The following is an 18,520-nucleotide window of genomic DNA, read 5'->3' on the forward strand; positions in this document are numbered from 1 at the left end:
TTATAGAATTTCAAATCTGTCAGGTTTCAAACTATATATTACATCTTTTCTTTCAACTACTATATTTATTTTTTCCTTTACCTCCTTATCACTTCCTATCTTGCTAAGCAATTCTCTTGTTGGATTTATGCAGTATGGATTTTTTACAAGACTCATCATTGTAAAGTCACCGGCAGTATCACCGTAAGCGTAGCTTTCACTTAAATCTATATCATATTTATTAACAAAGTAATTTATAGCTTCCATCTTACTCTTATGATCCCACATTGGAATAACCTCACCGGTATATCTTCCTTCACCATCTAATAAATATTGTGCACCTTTAAAATCATTAAATCCATGTTTCAAAGACATTTCTTTCACTAGTTCCTCAGGACTACCAGATATAGTTATAAGCATATGACCTTGTTCCTTATGCCATCTTATTCTATCTCTAGAAAAGGTATATAATCTTTCACCTTTTTGCTCTATAACCTTTTTAGCAATAAACTCTATTTGATGCTTATAAAGCCCTTTTATTCCTTCTAGATAAATATCTATCATTTTAAGTAAATATCCGTCATAATCACCTTGTCTTTTATCCCACTTCAAAAATTCCGGTCTAACTTCATTATACCATTTTTCTGATTGTATTATTTCATATTTTATCATTTTCTTGAACATTTCTGTTATTAAACCTTCTCTATATAAGGTTCCGTCAATATCAAAAAAAGCTGCTACTTTTTTCATGTTATACCTCCTAAACTAAGAATATTATCACATATTAATACTCTGTATAATTTTTCATATCATTATATATTGAAATCCTCCATTAAGTAAAGCTTTGTTTATAAATTAACATTTTTCATTTGATAATAACCTTTATCAATCAATAATAAATATTTATAAATTAAGTTATTATATATTTATTATATTCACATCTATTATTATCAACAGTATCTATGAAACTTTTTCTAAATTTTCTGTTTTTTCAAAATATTATTATTTCACTCATATCCTTGACTTTTTATTAACAGGGTGGTATTATTTTCTTGAGAATGATTTTCAATGTGAGGTGGAAAGAATGTGCGTTTATGATTTAAAACCAGGCCAAGCAGGTGTTGTGGACAACATTTCTGGAGATGATAAATTAGTAAAAAGACTAATGGCACTAGGTTGTATTGAAGGAACAGAAGTAACTCTAAAAAGAGTAGCTCCTTTAGGTGATCCACTGATAATAAACTTAAGAGGATTTAACATAGCAATCAGAAAAAACGATGCAAAAAACATACTATTAAAGAAGTAATTGAATTTTAGTAAGGGGGATTTTTAATGACTACAGTAGCTCTATTGGGAAACCCAAATGTGGGTAAGACAACTCTTTTTAACGCGCTAACTGGCTCAAATCAATATGTTGGTAACTGGCCAGGAGTAACAGTTGAAAAAAAGGAAGGCAAGCTAAACAACATAAAAATTGTAGACTTGCCAGGTATTTACGCAATGGATACTTTCTCCAATGAAGAAAAAGTATCAAAGACCTTTTTGGAAAATGAAAATGTTGATCTTATAATCAATATAGTAGATGCTTCTAACTTGGATAGAAACTTATATTTAACACTTCAATTAAAGCAGTTTAAAAAACCAATTGTTCTTCTATTAAATATGATAGATGTAGCGGAAAAGAAAGGCTTTAAGATTGACTACAAAGCTCTTGAAGAAGAGTTAAAGGTAAAAGTTATACCTATGGTAGCATCAAAGAAAAAAGGTATAGATCAAGTTAAAAAGATGCTTGTTAATAATGAATTATCGCTGACAGTAGATGATAATGACTATTATTTCAACTCAGAAAAAGAGGCTTACTCTTATATAGACGGAATAATAGCTTCCTCAAGAGCTAAAAATGATAAAGGAAACATTTCCCTTACTGATAAGATAGATAGATTTTTATTACACCCAATTTTAGCTTATCCAATATTTATACTTATTATGGCTTTTATATTTCAATTTACCTTTGCTTGGGTTGGTCAACCTTTGCAGGATTTATTGGATGGACTTTTAAATGATAATTTAATACCGTTTTTAAGCAATCTCTTATCAGGCACTGCTCCTTGGTTCCAATCATTAATAGTTGACGGTATAGTAGCAGGTGTTGGAGGCATAATTACTTTCTTATCTATAATAATGTCTTTATTCCTATGTGTATCTGTACTTGAAGACAGCGGATACATGGCAAGATCTGCTTTCATTATGGATAGTCTTATGAGAAAAGCTGGTCTTTCCGGTAAAGCATTTATTCCAATGCTTATGGGATTTGGTTGTAACGTTCCTGCTATCATGTCTGCAAGAACACTTGAAAGCGAAAAAGATAGAAAACTTACAGCACTACTTATACCTCTTATGAGTTGTAACGCAAGATTACCTATATATGCAGTATTTGCTCCAATTTTCTTTGGTTCAAAAGCTGGACTTGTTGTAGGCGGCTTATACTTCTTAGGAATTGTGGTAGCTTTCTTAGTAGGTATGTTATTTAAGAATACTTTATTCAAGAAAGATGAAGAACCATTTATAATAGAACTTCCAGAATACAAGATGCCTGAAGTAAGAACTGTACTTAAGAACACTTGGGACAAAGGTAAGGGCTTCTTAGCTAAGGCAGGAACAATAATATTTGCAATGACTGTTTTAATCTGGCTTCTACAGAGCTTTAACTTCTCCGGTAAGGTTGATGACATAAACCAAAGCTTCTTATTTAACATAGGTAACTTCTTAGCACCTATATTTGCACCTTTAGGTTTTGGAAACTGGCAAGCTTCTGTTTCATTATTAACAGGTATATTGGCTAAAGAAACTGTTGTTTCTACTATGACAGTTATTTATGGCGGTAATTTAGATGCTGCTATAGCATCAGGCTTTACTACCGCAAGTGCATTAGGTTTTATGGTGTTTGTATTACTTTATACTTCCTGTGTTACAGCTTTAGGTACTATGAAAAAAGAATATGGTGGAAAAATGGCAGCTTTCTCAGCAAGTTATCAATTTGTACTTGCATGGATTGGAGCATTCCTTATATTCACTGTAGGCAAACTAATATTTTAAGGAAGGTGTTTTTATGATAGAAATATTAATAACTCTAGCAATAGTTGGGGTTGCAGGTTTTATATTATTTAAAAACGTAAGAAGTTCTGCTAAAGGAGAATGTCATTGCAGCAGTAGTAGTTCTTGTTCTTCATCAAGCTGCGCTGGTTGTTCATCTAGCACCACACCATTAACAATAAAAAAATAATATATAAATCGAGTAGGAGCTGAATAATTATTTTATTCAGCGTCCTCTCACACCACCGTGCATACCGGTCTGGTACACGGCGGTTCTTTAAGTTGAATGAATTTTAATATATTGATGCGTTAGGCTTTTTAAGCCTAAGTCCGAGAAGAATTTATTTGTAAGAGTTGTGTTTAATATTGCACTATTTGCTACTCGCCAGTATCCTTTGCGGGTATTGGCAAACTTTATAGCTTCGTAGTGTTCAAGTCCCAGCTTCTTAAGGTTTTTATATCTAGTTCTAACTTTCTTCCACTGTTTCCATATACACATTCTTAATCTTTTCCTTATCCAAATATCTAAATGCTCCACTATTCCTTTGCATTTGGCTATTCCATAATAGTTAATCCAACCAATATTAATTTGGTTCAATTTTTCTATTCTTTGTTCCAAAGTTATCGGTTTTGATCTAGATAGGACTTCTCTGATTTTATCTTTGTATCTCTTTAATGATTGCTTTGATATAGATGAGTATGCTTTACCAAACATTAGGTTTAGCGTGAATCCTAGAAACTTTCTCTTCCAAGGTCTATCTACTGCACTTTTATCTCTGTTCACCTTCAATTTGAGTTTGCCTTCAATGAAATTTGTTATATTTTCCATTACTCTTTTCCCAGCTCTCTCACTTTTAACATAGATATTACAGTCGTCCGCGTAGCGACAAAATTTATGACCTCTCATTTCTAACTCTTTATCTAGTTCATCTAGCATTATGTTAGATAATAGTGGACTCAACGGTCCTCCTTGTGGGGTTCCTTCTTCATTTCTGACCACTACACCATTTATCATTATTCCTGACTGAAGATATTTCCTTATTAGGGATAATACTCTCTTATCCTTAATGCTTCTTGATAATTTATGCATTAAGATATCATGGTTAACCTTATCAAAGAATTTCTCTAAGTCCATATCAACAACCCACCTATAGCCATCATTGATATACTGTTCTGCTTTCTTAATTGCATCTTTAGCTCCTCTTTGAGGGCGGAAGCCAAAGCTACTTTCAGAGAATCTTCTATCATAAATACTATTTAATTCTTGAGCAATAGCTTGTTGGATAAGTCTATCCAAAACTGTAGGTATACCTAAGAGCCTAGTTCCACCATTAGGTTTTGGAATTTCTACTCTTCTAACTGGCATTGGTCTATACTCACCATTAAGAATACTTTCTCTAATAGATATCCAGTTTGTTTTCAAAAATTGTTTAAGTTCATAAACTGTCATTCCGTCCACGCCGTGGCTACCTTTATTAGAAATTACTCTTTTAAGAGCCAAGTTCATATTATCCTTGGATAATATCCTTTCTAGTGAGCCATATTCAAATCCACTGATTTTCTCCTTTGGAGTTGCCGAGAATTCTCTATGCACTCTTTGCTTATCTTCGAGTTCCACTCTATCTTGGGCACTAGAGCCTAAATATTTAGTTTTCTGCAATCTTTGAGTATTCTGCGAAACTTTCAAACTTGAAAAACCTCCCTAAAGTTCAGTCCTTCATCCGCTATCGCGATTAGCGGAGTTACTATGACTTCTGCTGACTTCTGATAGTTCAGTTACATATCGCTATGTAGGTTACCGCTTAGAAATTCATCTTTGTTAGCGATGTATCTATCAGACCTCCCCAGGTAAGAACAACAACCTTCATCTCATATATCTGCTACATTTACTCCTAGGAATTGGGATAGTGTAGGACTTCGTTTTGTTTAGCAAACTCGTCCGTCCCTAGTAAGCCTTATATGTAGTTCGTGTCCCTCAGACCGAGACTTTGCCTTAGGCTTCCTTCAGATTCCACCTCACGATGGACACCCTTGCCCTTAGCTAGTGGTTCCCACTACCAAGCCCACAGCGGACTTTCACCGCCAAGTTGTTGCCCATGCTGGGCACACTAAAAAAGTAGCTGAAGACTGTATTCTTCAGCTACTTTTTTCTAGCAAAGATATCATTGATTCTTACTTTGCTTGTTGTCCAGTATTTCTTTTATCTTACCAGTATTCACTTTATTCTGAATAAGCTCGTATATAATCTTAGAAGCAATTTTCTTTGACATATTTCCAAAAGCCATTTTATCTAATTCTACGCCTTTTTTCCTAGTTAAATACTTTATATAGTGTTTTTGATTTTTAGAGAGCAAATCATCCCTCTTTAGTCCTTTGGTTTCTATATCATTTAAAATTAGAAATAGCAAAGGTAAGTTAGACACATCCTCCATATTGTGAAGTATTATCTTATTTTTTATCTCTTTATCCCCAGTACTTAAATAATCAAAATAAGCATCTCTACATTCTTTACCATTAATACTGTCTTCTCTTTGTACCCCTAGATATTTCTCCATATCCTTAAGTGAACACCCACTTAAGTTTAATGAATTTTTATAGGGAGCTATCTCCCTATAAAAATCTATATGTTTATCTATTTTAGGAATTTCAAGATTATTTACACACAATCTTTCAAGTAAGAATGGTTCATCAAAAGCTAATCCGTTGAAAGTACACCAAACACTTCTATCTTTAACAAGCTTTAAAAAGCTTTCTAGAAGAATTTTTTCTTCATTCTGCTCACTAAACAAGATTTCATTTGTGAATATCTGATTTTCAAACTTGCCCACAGAGATAGCAAAAACCTTATTATTTAGCTTATCAAAACCGGTTGCTTCTATATCAATAAAAGCAATTTTATTTAAAGCATACTTACTATATAAGTCTTCTTCTAGCTTTATAACATCATTTTGAGTTATAAACTCCATACTTACATCTTCTCAACAGTTTCTATGCCTATTAAGCCTAGGCCATTTTTTATTACCTGACAAGTAGCTTCAACAAGTTTTATCCTAGCGCTCTTTAGGCTTATATCATCAACATTTGCTACAGAATGAGCATTATAGAACTTATTAAAGGCCTTTGCTACATCAATTATATATCTAGTAACCACAGAAGGTTCAAGCTTTTCTATAGCATATAATATGCTAGCTTGGAATCCGTCTAATGTTTTAACAAGTTCAAATTCTTCTTTTGATTGAAGCTTTGAAAAATCGCTTTCTTCTGATACTTCTCCAACTTTTCTAAGTATGCTCTTCGCTCTAGCATAGGTGTATTGAACATAAGGTCCTGTCTCCCCTTCAAAGTTCAATATTTCCTTCCAGTCAAATACTATATCTCTTTCTCTGCTATTTCTTAAATAAGTAAATACCACTGCACCAATTCCAACCTTCTTAGCTACTTCTTCTTTATTATCAAGTGTTGGATTCTTTTCATTTATTACTTCTAGAGTCTTAGATACAGCTTCTGATAGTAATTCATCTAATAGTATTACATCTCCTTTTCTAGTAGACAGCTTCTTCTCAGCAAATCTTACTATTCCAAATGGCACGTGAATACAATTCTTAGCCCAGTCATGACCTGCTAACTCTAAAACTTTAAATACTTGATTAAAATGTAGTGCCTGATCCTTACCAACTACATATATTGCCTTTGAGAAGTCATAGGTTTTCTTTCTATACATAGCCGCTGCCAAGTCTCTTGTAGCATATATTGATGCACCATCAGACTTTAGTACTATACATGGAGGCATGTTATACTCATCTAGCATAACTACTTTAGCTCCATTGCTCTCAACCAAAAGTCCCTTTTCCTCTAGTTCTTTAACTATGCTATCCATCTTATCATTGTAGAAACTTTCTCCTGCCCAAGAATCAAAGTCTACATTTAGCATTTCATATATATTATTAAATTCCTTTAAAGAAAGCTTTCTAAATCTATCCCAAAGAGCTACAGCTTCACTATCTCCTTGTTCGAGTTTCTTAAAGTACATTCTCCCTTCATCTTCTAAAGAAGGATCTTTATCTGCCTCATCATGGAATTTTACGTATATTCTAAGTAGTTCTGAAATAGGATGTTTCTCTAAAGCCTCTTCATCTACCCATCTCTTATATGCTGATATAAGCTTACCAAACTGTGTTCCCCAGTCTCCTAGATGGTTTATCCTCTCAACATTATAGCCTTCAAATGAAAATATTTTATAAAGAGAATTTCCTATAACTGTTGTTGATAAGTGTCCTACATGAAATGGTTTAGCTATGTTTGGAGATGAATATTCTACTATTATATTTTCTCCGTCTCCAATAGTTGATGAACCGTAACATTCTTTTTCAACTAATATTTTATTAACTGTATTTTTAGTAAATGTACCTTTATCTACGAAGAAGTTTACGTAAGGTCCTAAATTTTCTACTTTTTCATACCCTTCTGCATTGATCTTATCTTTTAGCTCTGAAGCTATTATATTTGGTGCTTTCTTTAAAGACTTTGCAAGTTGGAAGCATGGAAATGCATAGTCTCCCATCTCTGGTCTTGGTGGCACCTCTATCAAGCCTTCTAAGGTATCCACATCTATTTCTAAATGCTCTTTTAGTCTTTCAGCTGTAAGCTTCTTATAATCCATTGTATCTCCTCCTAAATCTATATAAAAACAATTACTCTATGGCAATTTATTTCTATTGCAACTCTTCCTTTTGTTTATCTCACCTTGAAACTCTACATAATAATATAAATTTAAAAGCTGATTTTTATAGTTTGTTCTATAAAAACCAAACTTCTTCTCATTAATTATTTGAAATATTCTCATTTATATAGAACGATTATACGTTAAAAAAAGTCCGTCTCGATTTTTAGAGACGAACTTATATCCGCGGTACCACTTCTATTGGTTAAATAACCCACTCATAATTATAACGCATAATGCGGCATGCCCTACTACAATCTTTCAAGCAGCATCTCCAAGGCTCTTTTCCCTTACTCTATCTTACAGGGCTTACACCATCCCCTGCTCGCTAAAAGAATTAAGTAAAGTACTCTTCTTTTCTTAGATTTTTTTTATTTTATTATCTATATTATATCCAATAAATTTTTTTCTTGTCAACACCAACTGAATATAAATAAATTTTAAGCTTTTTTATTCTTTCTTTGATATTCACCTCTAAACTGTCTACACATACCTAGCCAAAACCTTATCTAAAATACAATTTTTTTGCGCATCTGCCTTTCCGAATGTATATGAGGAAAATCTGGCAGGCTACATAATTTTTCTTTTTTTATTCTTTCTCTGGCATCTACATCTAAACTGTCTACGCATACCTAGCCAAAACCTTATTTAAAAATACAATTTTCGAGAGAATAAAAAAATATAAATTTTATCATGAAGTTGTACACCCATATATGTTAATATATTAATATACATTTATGAATTTGTTGAACAAATATTCTATTTTATTATAAGCTACGTTAAGGAGATTTATTTATGAAAAGATTCGGAGTAATAGATCTTGGATCTAACTCAACTAGAGTTATGCTTGCTCAAGTTGAAGATTCAGGTTACTTTAAAATAATTGATGAGATTAAAGAAACTATACGATTAGGTGAAGACATATCAAAGACCTCTGCTATATCTGTAGAGAAGATGGAAAAGACTTTATCTACTCTAAGAGCATTTAAAGCTCTATGTATAGAATCAGGTGCCTCTGAAATTATTCTTGTTGCAACTGAAGCTTTAAGGTGTGCTACTAATAAAAAAATTCTTAAAGATAAAATAGAAAAAGAGCTTTCTTTAAAAATTAGAATCTTAAACTTCGATGAAGAAATTTACTATAATCATCTAAGTATAAAAAATAGTCTTTATTATAAAAATTCACTTATGGTTGATATAAGCGGAAATCATACACATTTGGCTTGGATAAAAAATAATGAAATAATAAAAAAGATAACCATTCCCTTAGGTTGTATTAATATATCAAATGACTATGAACTTACAGATGTTATAAGCTACAATAATTGTCTAGCAGCTACTAGATATGTGGAAGATGCAATAAAAAGTATACCTTGGCTATTCGACACTGAGTTCGATAGTATAATAGGAATTGGTGGTACCATAAGAAACATAGCTAAAATTCAAAAACATACAAAAAGGTACCCAATAGGAACCCTACACAACTATTCCTTCGATGATTATGATTTAAGTGAAATCTACAATCTTCTAAAATGCAAAAATTTAAAAGGACGAAGCAAAGTTGAGGGGTTGTCAGTAGATAGAGCAGATGTAATATTTGGAGGCATAATAGTCCTTGACAAACTAGTGCAACTTCTTTCTATTAAGAATATAAAGATCTGCGGCAGAGGACTTAGGGAAGGGATTCTTCAGGAATACTTAAATAACAATTATACAACGGCTTGGGATGATATATTAGATTACAGCATAGATGGTATAGTGGAAACCTTGAACATAAACAGAAAGCATGCTCTTAAGGTACACGAAATCACTGGTAAGCTTTTTAAAGAGCTACAACCTCTTCATCGACTTGGTGATGAGTATTCTAATATAATTAAAACAGCTTCTTTATTACATGATTGCGGAACTAGTATAAGATATTATGATCATCACATCCATTCCCTTTATATTATACTTAACTCAGCTATAAGCGGACTCTCCCATCGTGAGATCCTTATGAGCGCTTTGATAGCATCAATGCATCGAAATAACAACTTTCAACTACCTTTCATTAAATATTCCAGTATAATTAACAGAATGGATATAGACGCCATCGAAAGTATAGGTATTCTTTTAAGAATTGCTGAGGGACTTGACAGAAGTTTAGAAGGGGCAATAAAGGATTTTGAGGTAATCATAGATGAAGATACAGTTTTGTTATCTCTAAGCTCAGATAATGATTTAATTTTAGAAATAGGTCAAGCAATGAGAGCCAGTAATAAATTTTATGAGATTTATGATAAGAAATTAGTTGTAGAAAAAAGTGTTAAAGAATGAAAAATGCTAAAGTGAGTTTCTTTAGCATTTTTTGAGCATCTGCTGACTATTTTACTTCTGGTAAACTATCTAAATTATTATCTTTAGTACCATCTGGATAACTTCTTAGATAAGGCTCACCTTTTCTAGAAGTTGAAACTTGTACGCCTGTTATTTTTCCTTCCTTAGCTAGGCTTATAGCTTCTTCCTTTTGAACTATCTCTCCGCTATCTAGCTTATATGCTTCAATCTCATCATTGCTATCCTTAACAACTCCTACGATGGTTCTTGTTAAATTTTCGCTCATATCCACCACTCCTTTTAGTGTTATAGGATTTTTATTAACTTTTAATGGCTATATTTATTATTTGATTAAATACTATTTTTATGTATGTTACTTATTTTCTAAAAACTATTATAAAGTGATTATCTTCTCCACATCTATCTTTAAAAACTTATGGAAGGAAAATATGGTAGGCTAATAGAATTTATTTTTTACTGTTTATTCTAAATAGTTGTTATGCTCCCTTGAGATTACTAACTCTAGCTAGCAAAATATTTTATACTTTCATCGAAAGTAAAAAAAGCCGCTAAAGCGACTTTTTGCATATCAATTATTTAAGTTTAGCTATCAAAAACATAGTTTTCATTCCTAAAGATGTGAACTTAGACTCATACTCAGTCATTATGTTATCTTTAAAATCTGAATTATGTAGATCATAAGTTACAAATTCAAGTGAAAAACCACTTTCCTTAAAGTACTCTTGAGATTCATCAAATAAACCTATATCATCTGTCTTAAACCAAATTTCGCTTTTAGGCGCTAGAAAATTCTTATAAGTATTTAGAAAACCACTATGAGTAAGTCTTCTCTTTTTATGTCTTTCCTTAGGCCAAGGATTACAGAAATTTATATAAATCTTGCTTACCTCATCTTTTTCAAAAACATCTCCAATGAAAGATATATTCATTGGTATTAGTCTCACATTTGGCACCTCAGCTTCGTTGACTTTTTTTAACGCATAAATAAGTACTTCATCCTTTAAATCAACTGCAATATGATTTATATCTGGAAAAGCTACTGCCTTTTCACTTATAAACTTGCCTCTTCCACATCCTAACTCTAAGTGGATAGGTTTATTATTATTAAATTCTTCATTCCACTTTCCTTTAAGCTCAGATGGATTGATAACAACATTTTCTGCTTGTTCTAATTCTGGTCTTGCCCACCATTTTTTCCTAAGTCTCATATAGTCCTCCTAATTATAAAGCAATGGCTGTAATCAGCTTACCACACAACTTCTGAATAGCACCTGTTGGTATAGATAAATATCTAGCACCACCAAAAGCTATCAACGCTATTATTATAAATTGATATCTATAAAGCGAATCAGATATCCTACTAAAGAACGATGGAAATAAATCTTCTAATATGCCAAATCCATCAAGCCCCGGCAACGGTAATAAATTAAAAACAAAAAGGTTGATATTTATTACAATTATTGCATTTAAAATGTCTATTACTATTTTAGAAAGCTGTGTATAATTATCTACAAAATAGAATCTAAAAGCTAATCCAAATACGACTGAAAAAAGTATTGCAACAAACAAATTAGCTAAAGGACCAGCTATTGTAACCTTTAAATCATCTTTATATCCGTTTTTAAAATTTCTTCTATTCACTTGAACGGGTTTTGCCCAACCAAATTTCATAACAAGTATTAATAAAAATCCTATTGGATCTATGTGCGCTAATGGATTTAAGGTTAATCTACCTTGAAATCTAGGAGTTTTATCCCCTACAATATCAGCAACTTTAGCATGAGCATACTCATGAAATGTAAAACCAATTAATATAGCCGGAATCATTATGATAATATCTAATAGTTTCTCTCTCATCTTGTCCTATTTTCTCCTATCCTTTTTTAACTCTCTATTACAGAATTTTTATTAGTTATTTAGAATAACATTTCAAGTATAATATACTGTCTAGTCTAAAGTATAATTATATCATATAGTTACAGATTACTTCAATCTATCTTTATTACATAAAAATTCGCTAAAGAAGCAATTTTCTCTAGCGAATTCTTTGAGCAGGCTCATTAAAGCATCGGATGAATGACCAATTTATTTCAACATGGTACTTTAATAAAGCCTAAATAAAAATTCTTAATTTATGTATACTTGTCCACTTTCCCTGCTTAAAATCTTTCCATTGGAAACAGTTATAAATGTTCCTTTAAAGGATATATTGTTATTTCCATTTAAATCTTCTAATTTACTCTGTTCGTTGTTAACCTTGTATATCGTATCATTTACAACAAAAATACTATCCAAATCATCAGCTTGTATTGGATTATTTAATATTATACTTTTCCAGTTAGTAGTCTTTTCGCTTATGGCTCCATAAAATATCTTACTTATGTTGTTTCCACTTGTTATTCCCACATAAATATTCTCTGACTTATCCACACCAAGTATTCTAGTTAGACCTTTTTGATTAAAAGCCAGTCTATTCTCCAAATAAGTTACATAAACGTTATTACTTAGGGAAGAATTATACACAAGTTTGTCTTCATGAGGTATTAGATATACATCTTTGATTTTACTTTCATTTAAATCAACCTTTTCAAATTCATTTCTTACATTTAATTTATATATATCGCTACTACCTGTACTTGAAGTCACTCTAGCAAATATCAAATCTTTTAATGGTGAGCTAATTATACTATCAATTGAAGATTTTTTATCTTTAAGGGACAATGAGGATAGTAAGGTCTTATCCTTAGTATCAAGGTCATACTTATAAAAAGATACATATGTGCTATTATCTTTTGCTAAAGCAAGAATTAAACTACCTTCATTAAACCACTGGTACTTTAATAATTTAAAACCATCAGCATCTATAGATATTTTCTCTGACTTATATACAACCTCAAGCTTGCCATCTACAACATAAGCCAACTTATCAGCTTCCTTTGACAATTGTATTTCTTTAGCTTCTTCAGGAACATTAAATTTTGTTATATTATCATTTGTAACACTGTTGGAATTAATATCATTAGATTTGTTTGCATCGTTTTCTGAAGTATTAGCCGCTACTGTTTGGGATTTTGTTTGTTCTAAGCTTCCACTAAAACCACCCAAATACTTATTATTGATATAATATAACACTCCTATTTGTAACACTATGGCAACTACTATATATATTCCTAAATTTTTTATATATCTTATCATAATTTTCCCCCTATTTAATAATAAATGAAGTTGGAATGTATCTAACACCATCTTTACTAGAAGGATTATTTATTATCTTACCATCATAAAACATTGTAGTTGATGATCCTCCATCCAAGTTAGCAGCATTATATGCACCATTTTCTATCATAATCTCTTGAACATCTTTCAATGTAGCTCCAATGCTTCCTATTTGTCTACCATCAATTACAAGCATTAAAACTGTACCATCTTTTCTCTGACCTATAGCAGTTCTAGGTGCAATACCCCAACCACCATTTCCACTTTTAATTACACCTTGTCCATTTATAACTAAAAAAGGACTAAAGGAAACTGCATCCTTAATCTTTAGCCTTGCAATATCATTCTTAGTATACTTTCCCATTACCAAAACACCATCTGTATTAAATCCTATAAGCGAAACCTTATCTTCCTTCTGGTCATCAAAGACAATCTTACCGTCCTTTACAACCATTCCAGTAGGCACGCCACCATTACCTTGTCCATTTTCATCTTGAAATCCGCCGGCATTTATTCCTGCTACTGCATTCTCTTTTTTTACTATATCATCAAGCTTCATACCAAAACGTCCTAAATTGTCAGTTAATCCAAGTTGTATCCTCTTAGCATCATTTACTATAAGTAGATGTCCATTAAAAGAATTACCCTTTATCTCCTTTATTTCTATTCCGCTATCGCCTTTACTAACAGTATCAGAAGTTGGTTCTTGTATACTTATTTCATTAGTATTAGAATTAACAGTGTCTTCTACTTTATTCTTGTTCATTATTTCATCAATTTCAGATTTACTTAGAAATATTGTAGCTAAATATTGATGACTAAGTGTAGTCATAGCAGAAGTAACTACTAATTCCTTTATGTTATTAAATGGGCCATAAAATACCAATGGTACTGATATTACAAGTCCAATAACAATATTTGCAAATATAAAATTAAATATATTCAAACCAAAAGCATTGATGAGCCTTCTATTTTTCATTTTAGTTTTTTTCATCTATTAAAATCCTCCAATAGAATTTAAGTTATTTTTGTTCCGATGCTAATTTCTGTACATATTCTTCAAGGCATAAATTATTATCAAACATGTATTTAGCTGCATCAGTTCCTACATATCTTAAATGCCAAGGTTCATAATTATATCCTGTTATATCACTTTTCCCCTTTAGGTACCTTATTACAAATCCATACTTATTAGCATTTTCTGCAATCCATTTTCCTTCCTTAGTCTTTTCAAAATCTTCGGCTAAATCATAGTATGGAGAAGAGTTTACATCAACAGCAAGCCCTGTTTGATGCTCACTTGAGCCTTCTTTAGCTACATATTTACTAGCTTCTGTAGCGCCATCAGTCTCAACTTTTCTCTCATATACATCAGCTTGACTTTCATAACTCCTATATGCAGATACCAAAATTAAATTTATCTTATCTTTCTTTGCATCAAAAAACATATTTTCAAGGGCTTTAGCAGCTTCTCTACTCATCTTTCTATTTTCTAAGGAAACTGAACCAATTCTTTTGACATTAGGGGTAACTAGTTCATTAGGCTTAAAGGTACTATCCAACGGATAATTTTTATTCACAAGCAAAAGCCTATAATCTTTTTGCGCTATATTATCAACTTTCTCCTTTGTCAACTTTGCCTCATTTTTTTCAGCTGTAGCATCCGGCTTTTCGTTATCAATAGAAATAGTTTTCTCGCTGTTGTTACTTGCCAAGTTTTCGCTTTTCTTTACAATTCCTACTGTATCTTTAGATTTATTCACAGTTATAATCGAAGCTGAAACTACTATAGACATCATTAAAATAAAAGAATATAAGAAAAATAGTCTTTTTAAAATCGAAGATTTATTTGCCTTTTTTTTAGCCATTAAATTAACACCTCTTAATTTTATCTTAGAGTTCTATTTGATTTTAACAAAAATCTTTTTTTTAGTCATTAGTCCTTTATTGGTTATACTGAGTTATACTTTTTTATTATTTAACTCATAACTCTACTACTTTTATTATCCTAAATTTATAAATTTTATACTTCTTAACAACTGTAAAAAGCAGGTATTTAATATTTTCTACCTGCTTTATTATATCTATAACAAAAACATAATTCAATTACGTTAATACTTTTTTTACAATCTTTTTGCACCTTCAAAGGCTATTGGGCTTCTTTCACATTCGTCATATTTTAATGTGACCTGGTAGCACAGCTTACTTCCTTTCATTTTTTCTGAAGCATAGCACAAACCATTGGACCTAGAATCTAAGAATGGTTGATCTATTTGATCAGGATCCCCTATAAGAATAAGTTTTGTTCCTTCACCAACTCTTGTTATTATAGCCTTTACCTGCTTAGGAGTGAGATTCTGCGCTTCATCAATTATTACCCAGTTCTTAACTATAGACCTTCCTCTAAGATAGGCTACTGCTTCTGTAGTAATTATCTTTCTATCGAAGAGTTCCATTATTTTATCATTAAGTTCTTTTTCATTCTTATATCTTTCATTTTCATCAGAATCTATCAGTATTTCTAGATTATCAAAAATAGGCCTCATAAAAGGAGCTATTTTTTCCTGTTCTGATCCTGGAAGATATCCTATTTCTTCGTCCATGGTTACATTAGGTCTACATACCAATATTCTTCTAAACTGGCTGTTAGCTTCTTCTAATATTTTTTGCAGTCCAGTTGCTAAGGAAAATAGAGTTTTAGCAGTTCCTGCAGGTCCTTTTATTATAGTAAGTGGTGCCTTTGAAGCTTCGGTCCAAAGGCATTCCATCATAAATTTTTGACCGACATTTCTTGCAGATAACCCAAAAGATTTACTATCCTTATATACAAGTGGCACTACCTTCTGTCCATCGAATCTCCCTAAGGCAGTCTGCTTATTATTTTCCGAAGAATGAATTATCAAGAACTGGTTAATCTCTAGCTTAGGTTCTATATATATCTGCCTAGTATCATCATATAAATAAAGCTCTTTTTGACTTAATTCTTTGTCTTTATAAAACTTTTCAATTATTTCTTGAGGGGCATAGACTTCAACTCTACCAGTATACTGATTATCTTGTTCAGGGACTACTTCCTCATGAAAATCATCAACCTCAATTCCTACCGTATCAGCTTTAATTCTTTCAAATATGTCTTTTGTTATAAGATATACATTCTCCCCGCTTTCTTTAAGCGCTTTACATACCTGAATTATTCTGTTATCAGCTTTCATAACATCCCAGCTTGGAGGTATTTTAGTTCCATAGTGATTTGATTCAACCCGTAAACTGCCTCCACCAGGTAATTGAATGCCTTCACTTAAATTACCTTCTTTCCTTAGCTTATCTAGTAATCTTGCTGCATGTCTTGCATTTAACCCTAAGTCATTATTTGTCTTTTTAAAATTATCTAGTTCTTCCAAAACAACTTCTGGAATAACCACATCATTATCCTCGAAGGTTAACACAGCTCCTGGTGAATACAACAAAACGTTGGTATCAAGTACATAAGTTTTTTTCAAACTAACAACCCCCTTATTATAGATACGCTTCGAAATAATAATCAATTTAATTATCATATATTTAACTATAAAATATGGTATATTTGAAAAACTTCTGAAGCGTTTTATACTTAATAATTTTATGCTTAAACTTATTAATGTACCTTTATAAATGTATATGTTCAACACTTCAAACTTAGTTTAGTTAATTTAATATAATTATTAATTATTAATATATCTACGGCGAATTTGCTAGTTTATATATTTTTATTTAATTTCACTATATATTTTAATATATTATAGAAGGAATTTTTATTAATATGGCGAATATATATACTTTGAACGGAATTTAATTTGCCCTCTTAACTTTATTTTTATTTTCATTCGATATAGGATGTTCATCTTCCTATATCTTTTTTTACTATCTAGGAAATTATATCTTTTTTATTTTCCTTATTCCTTATTCTTATATTGTTCTATTACGCTCTGTACCTGTCTTCTATCTACATTCTGTGGATTGTATTTTTTATCATTAAAAATAAATTCATTAAGAATTCTTGCATTTTGCTGTTTGTCAATTAGAAACACCCAGGTTCCTCTATATAATGTACCTTCACATAGTTCACTGGCTGGCAATTGTAATCCTTCGAAGGCTACATCTCCCATTGTATAAGCAGTATATGCATAATTCATCAACTGAATAGGCTCTACATTAGTCTTAAAATATTGGATTATTGTATTTAATATACTTGGATACTGAACTGGATTTATATTCATTACCTTTTTTCCAACTTCAGTTAATACTCTTCTTTGTCTCTCTGTTCTTTCATAACTGCCATTACCTACTTTTCTTATTCTTGAGTAAGCCAAGGCTTGTTGTCCATCTAAGTGCTGTAGTCCTGGTCTAACTATATTTGGTGATTTTAACTTATCTACTTCTCCTATATATTTGTTCATTTCCTTTATTTCGTAATCTTTTATTTCTATATCTATGCCACCTAATTCATTTACTATATCTTCAAAACCCCAAAAGTTTACCAATATGTATTTATCCAATTTTATATTGAAATTTCTATAAATTGTATCTATTAAAAGTTTAGGCCCTCCATAAGCAAAAGCACTGTTAATTTTATCTTCTCCATGACCTTTAATCTGGACATAAGAATCTCTCATTATTGATGTATATTTAATTTTTTTATGATTTGTATCTAATGTAGCTATTATAATTGAATCAGACCTACAATTCTCATTTAATGTCCTTCCATCAGTTCCTATTAACAGTACATTAATTACGCCCTCTTGTTCTTTATAATCTTGATCACTAAAGCCTTGATTTTCTTCATCTAGTGCTATTGTGCCTGCCAAAGGATTTATTCGTTGAAATGAACTATCAAAATATCTAGGAATACCTGCTTCTTTTTCCGAAAAACTAATTGCATCACTTGAATATATCCTATTCCTCAGATACATATATGCTGATAAACATGATAAAATCATTATTAATAATATTATAAAAGTAATCTTAAAAACCTTCTTTGCCTTTCTCTTCATAACTATCACCTTAGATTCCTTTAATTTAAATAGTTGCAAATATCTATTTTGGTGAACAGATACTTTCTTAAGATTAGAATTTAAATAATATACCTTATAAATTCTACTAAATTTAGTATATCCAAATTTATATTTTCAACACTCT

At 31.3% G+C, this 18,520-nt stretch carries 16 protein-coding genes and 1 other annotated feature; of the genes, 4 read left to right on the forward strand and 12 right to left on the reverse strand.

All coding sequences use genetic code 11. The features are described from left to right. On the reverse strand, positions 1-729 hold the full coding sequence (locus tag C1I91_RS20705) for an HAD-IB family hydrolase (protein ID WP_128214583.1): 729 nt from the start codon (positions 727-729) through the stop codon (positions 1-3). Positions 730-1,063: 334 nt separating this feature from the next. Between C1I91_RS20705 and C1I91_RS20710 the strand changes: the two genes are divergently transcribed. From C1I91_RS20710 to C1I91_RS20720, 3 genes are read left to right on the forward strand one after another with little or no spacing between them, the layout of a single operon-like run. Next, positions 1,064-1,285 carry a FeoA family protein gene (locus C1I91_RS20710; RefSeq protein ID WP_128214584.1) on the forward strand — a complete coding sequence of 74 codons (222 nt, stop codon included), beginning with the start codon at positions 1,064-1,066 and terminating at the stop codon, positions 1,283-1,285. 26 nt (positions 1,286-1,311) lie between these two features. Further along, entirely contained in the window at positions 1,312-3,075 is a 1,764-nt protein-coding gene (feoB, locus tag C1I91_RS20715) for a ferrous iron transport protein B (protein WP_128214585.1), read from the forward strand. Positions 3,076-3,088: 13 nt separating this feature from the next. Next, positions 3,089-3,262, forward strand: coding sequence for a FeoB-associated Cys-rich membrane protein (locus C1I91_RS20720; RefSeq protein ID WP_128214586.1), 174 nt, complete (start codon positions 3,089-3,091; stop codon positions 3,260-3,262). Positions 3,263-3,349: 87 nt separating this feature from the next. On the opposite strand, the gene ltrA is transcribed toward C1I91_RS20720, so the two are convergent. From ltrA to argS, 3 genes are all read right to left on the reverse strand, one after another. After that, entirely contained in the window at positions 3,350-4,759 is a 1,410-nt protein-coding gene (gene ltrA / locus C1I91_RS20725; RefSeq protein WP_205694242.1) for a group II intron reverse transcriptase/maturase, read from the reverse strand. Positions 4,760-5,234: 475 nt separating this feature from the next. After that, complete coding sequence (locus C1I91_RS20735; protein WP_128214587.1) at positions 5,235-6,038, reverse strand: ribonuclease H-like domain-containing protein; 804 nt, start codon at positions 6,036-6,038, stop codon at positions 5,235-5,237. Between the two features lie 2 nt (positions 6,039-6,040). Further along, on the reverse strand, positions 6,041-7,732 hold the full coding sequence (gene argS / locus C1I91_RS20740) for an arginine--tRNA ligase (RefSeq protein WP_128214588.1): 1,692 nt from the start codon (positions 7,730-7,732) through the stop codon (positions 6,041-6,043). A 225-nt stretch (positions 7,733-7,957) separates the two neighbouring features. Continuing rightward, positions 7,958-8,163 (reverse strand) — a binding site (T-box leader). A gap of 424 nt (positions 8,164-8,587) precedes the next feature. On the opposite strand from argS, the gene C1I91_RS20745 reads away from it, so the two are divergent. After that, positions 8,588-10,108 carry a Ppx/GppA phosphatase family protein gene (locus C1I91_RS20745; RefSeq protein ID WP_128214589.1) on the forward strand — a complete coding sequence of 507 codons (1,521 nt, stop codon included), beginning with the start codon at positions 8,588-8,590 and terminating at the stop codon, positions 10,106-10,108. A 46-nt stretch (positions 10,109-10,154) separates the two neighbouring features. Here C1I91_RS20745 and C1I91_RS20750 read toward each other — a convergent pair whose 3' ends face one another. From C1I91_RS20750 to C1I91_RS20785, 8 genes are all read right to left on the reverse strand, one after another. Then, on the reverse strand, positions 10,155-10,394 hold the full coding sequence (locus C1I91_RS20750; protein ID WP_128214590.1) for a DUF3892 domain-containing protein: 240 nt from the start codon (positions 10,392-10,394) through the stop codon (positions 10,155-10,157). 307 nt (positions 10,395-10,701) lie between these two features. Beyond that, positions 10,702-11,337, reverse strand: coding sequence for a tRNA (guanosine(46)-N7)-methyltransferase TrmB (gene trmB / locus C1I91_RS20755; protein WP_128214591.1), 636 nt, complete (start codon positions 11,335-11,337; stop codon positions 10,702-10,704). 13 nt (positions 11,338-11,350) lie between these two features. Then, positions 11,351-11,986, reverse strand: coding sequence for a site-2 protease family protein (locus C1I91_RS20760; protein ID WP_128214592.1), 636 nt, complete (start codon positions 11,984-11,986; stop codon positions 11,351-11,353). 270 nt (positions 11,987-12,256) lie between these two features. Further along, positions 12,257-13,324 (reverse strand): hypothetical protein, encoded by a 1,068-nt coding sequence (locus tag C1I91_RS20765; protein WP_128214593.1) that lies wholly within the window; start codon positions 13,322-13,324, stop codon positions 12,257-12,259. A 10-nt stretch (positions 13,325-13,334) separates the two neighbouring features. Further along, complete coding sequence (locus tag C1I91_RS20770; protein WP_128214594.1) at positions 13,335-14,339, reverse strand: phosphodiester glycosidase family protein; 1,005 nt, start codon at positions 14,337-14,339, stop codon at positions 13,335-13,337. A gap of 28 nt (positions 14,340-14,367) precedes the next feature. Beyond that, positions 14,368-15,213, reverse strand: coding sequence for a M15 family metallopeptidase (locus C1I91_RS20775; protein WP_128214595.1), 846 nt, complete (start codon positions 15,211-15,213; stop codon positions 14,368-14,370). A gap of 255 nt (positions 15,214-15,468) precedes the next feature. Continuing rightward, a complete protein-coding gene (locus C1I91_RS20780) occupies positions 15,469-16,845 on the reverse strand; it encodes a PhoH family protein (protein ID WP_128214596.1) in 1,377 nt (458 codons plus the stop codon). A gap of 432 nt (positions 16,846-17,277) precedes the next feature. Continuing rightward, positions 17,278-18,375, reverse strand: a complete 1,098-nt coding sequence (locus tag C1I91_RS20785; RefSeq protein ID WP_128214597.1) for an LCP family protein — start codon at positions 18,373-18,375, stop codon at positions 17,278-17,280. Positions 18,376-18,520 lie beyond the last annotated feature (145 nt).

The sequence above is a fragment of the Clostridium manihotivorum genome (assembly GCF_004015185.1).
GTDB lineage: Bacteria > Bacillota > Clostridia > Clostridiales > Clostridiaceae > Clostridium_AR > Clostridium_AR manihotivorum.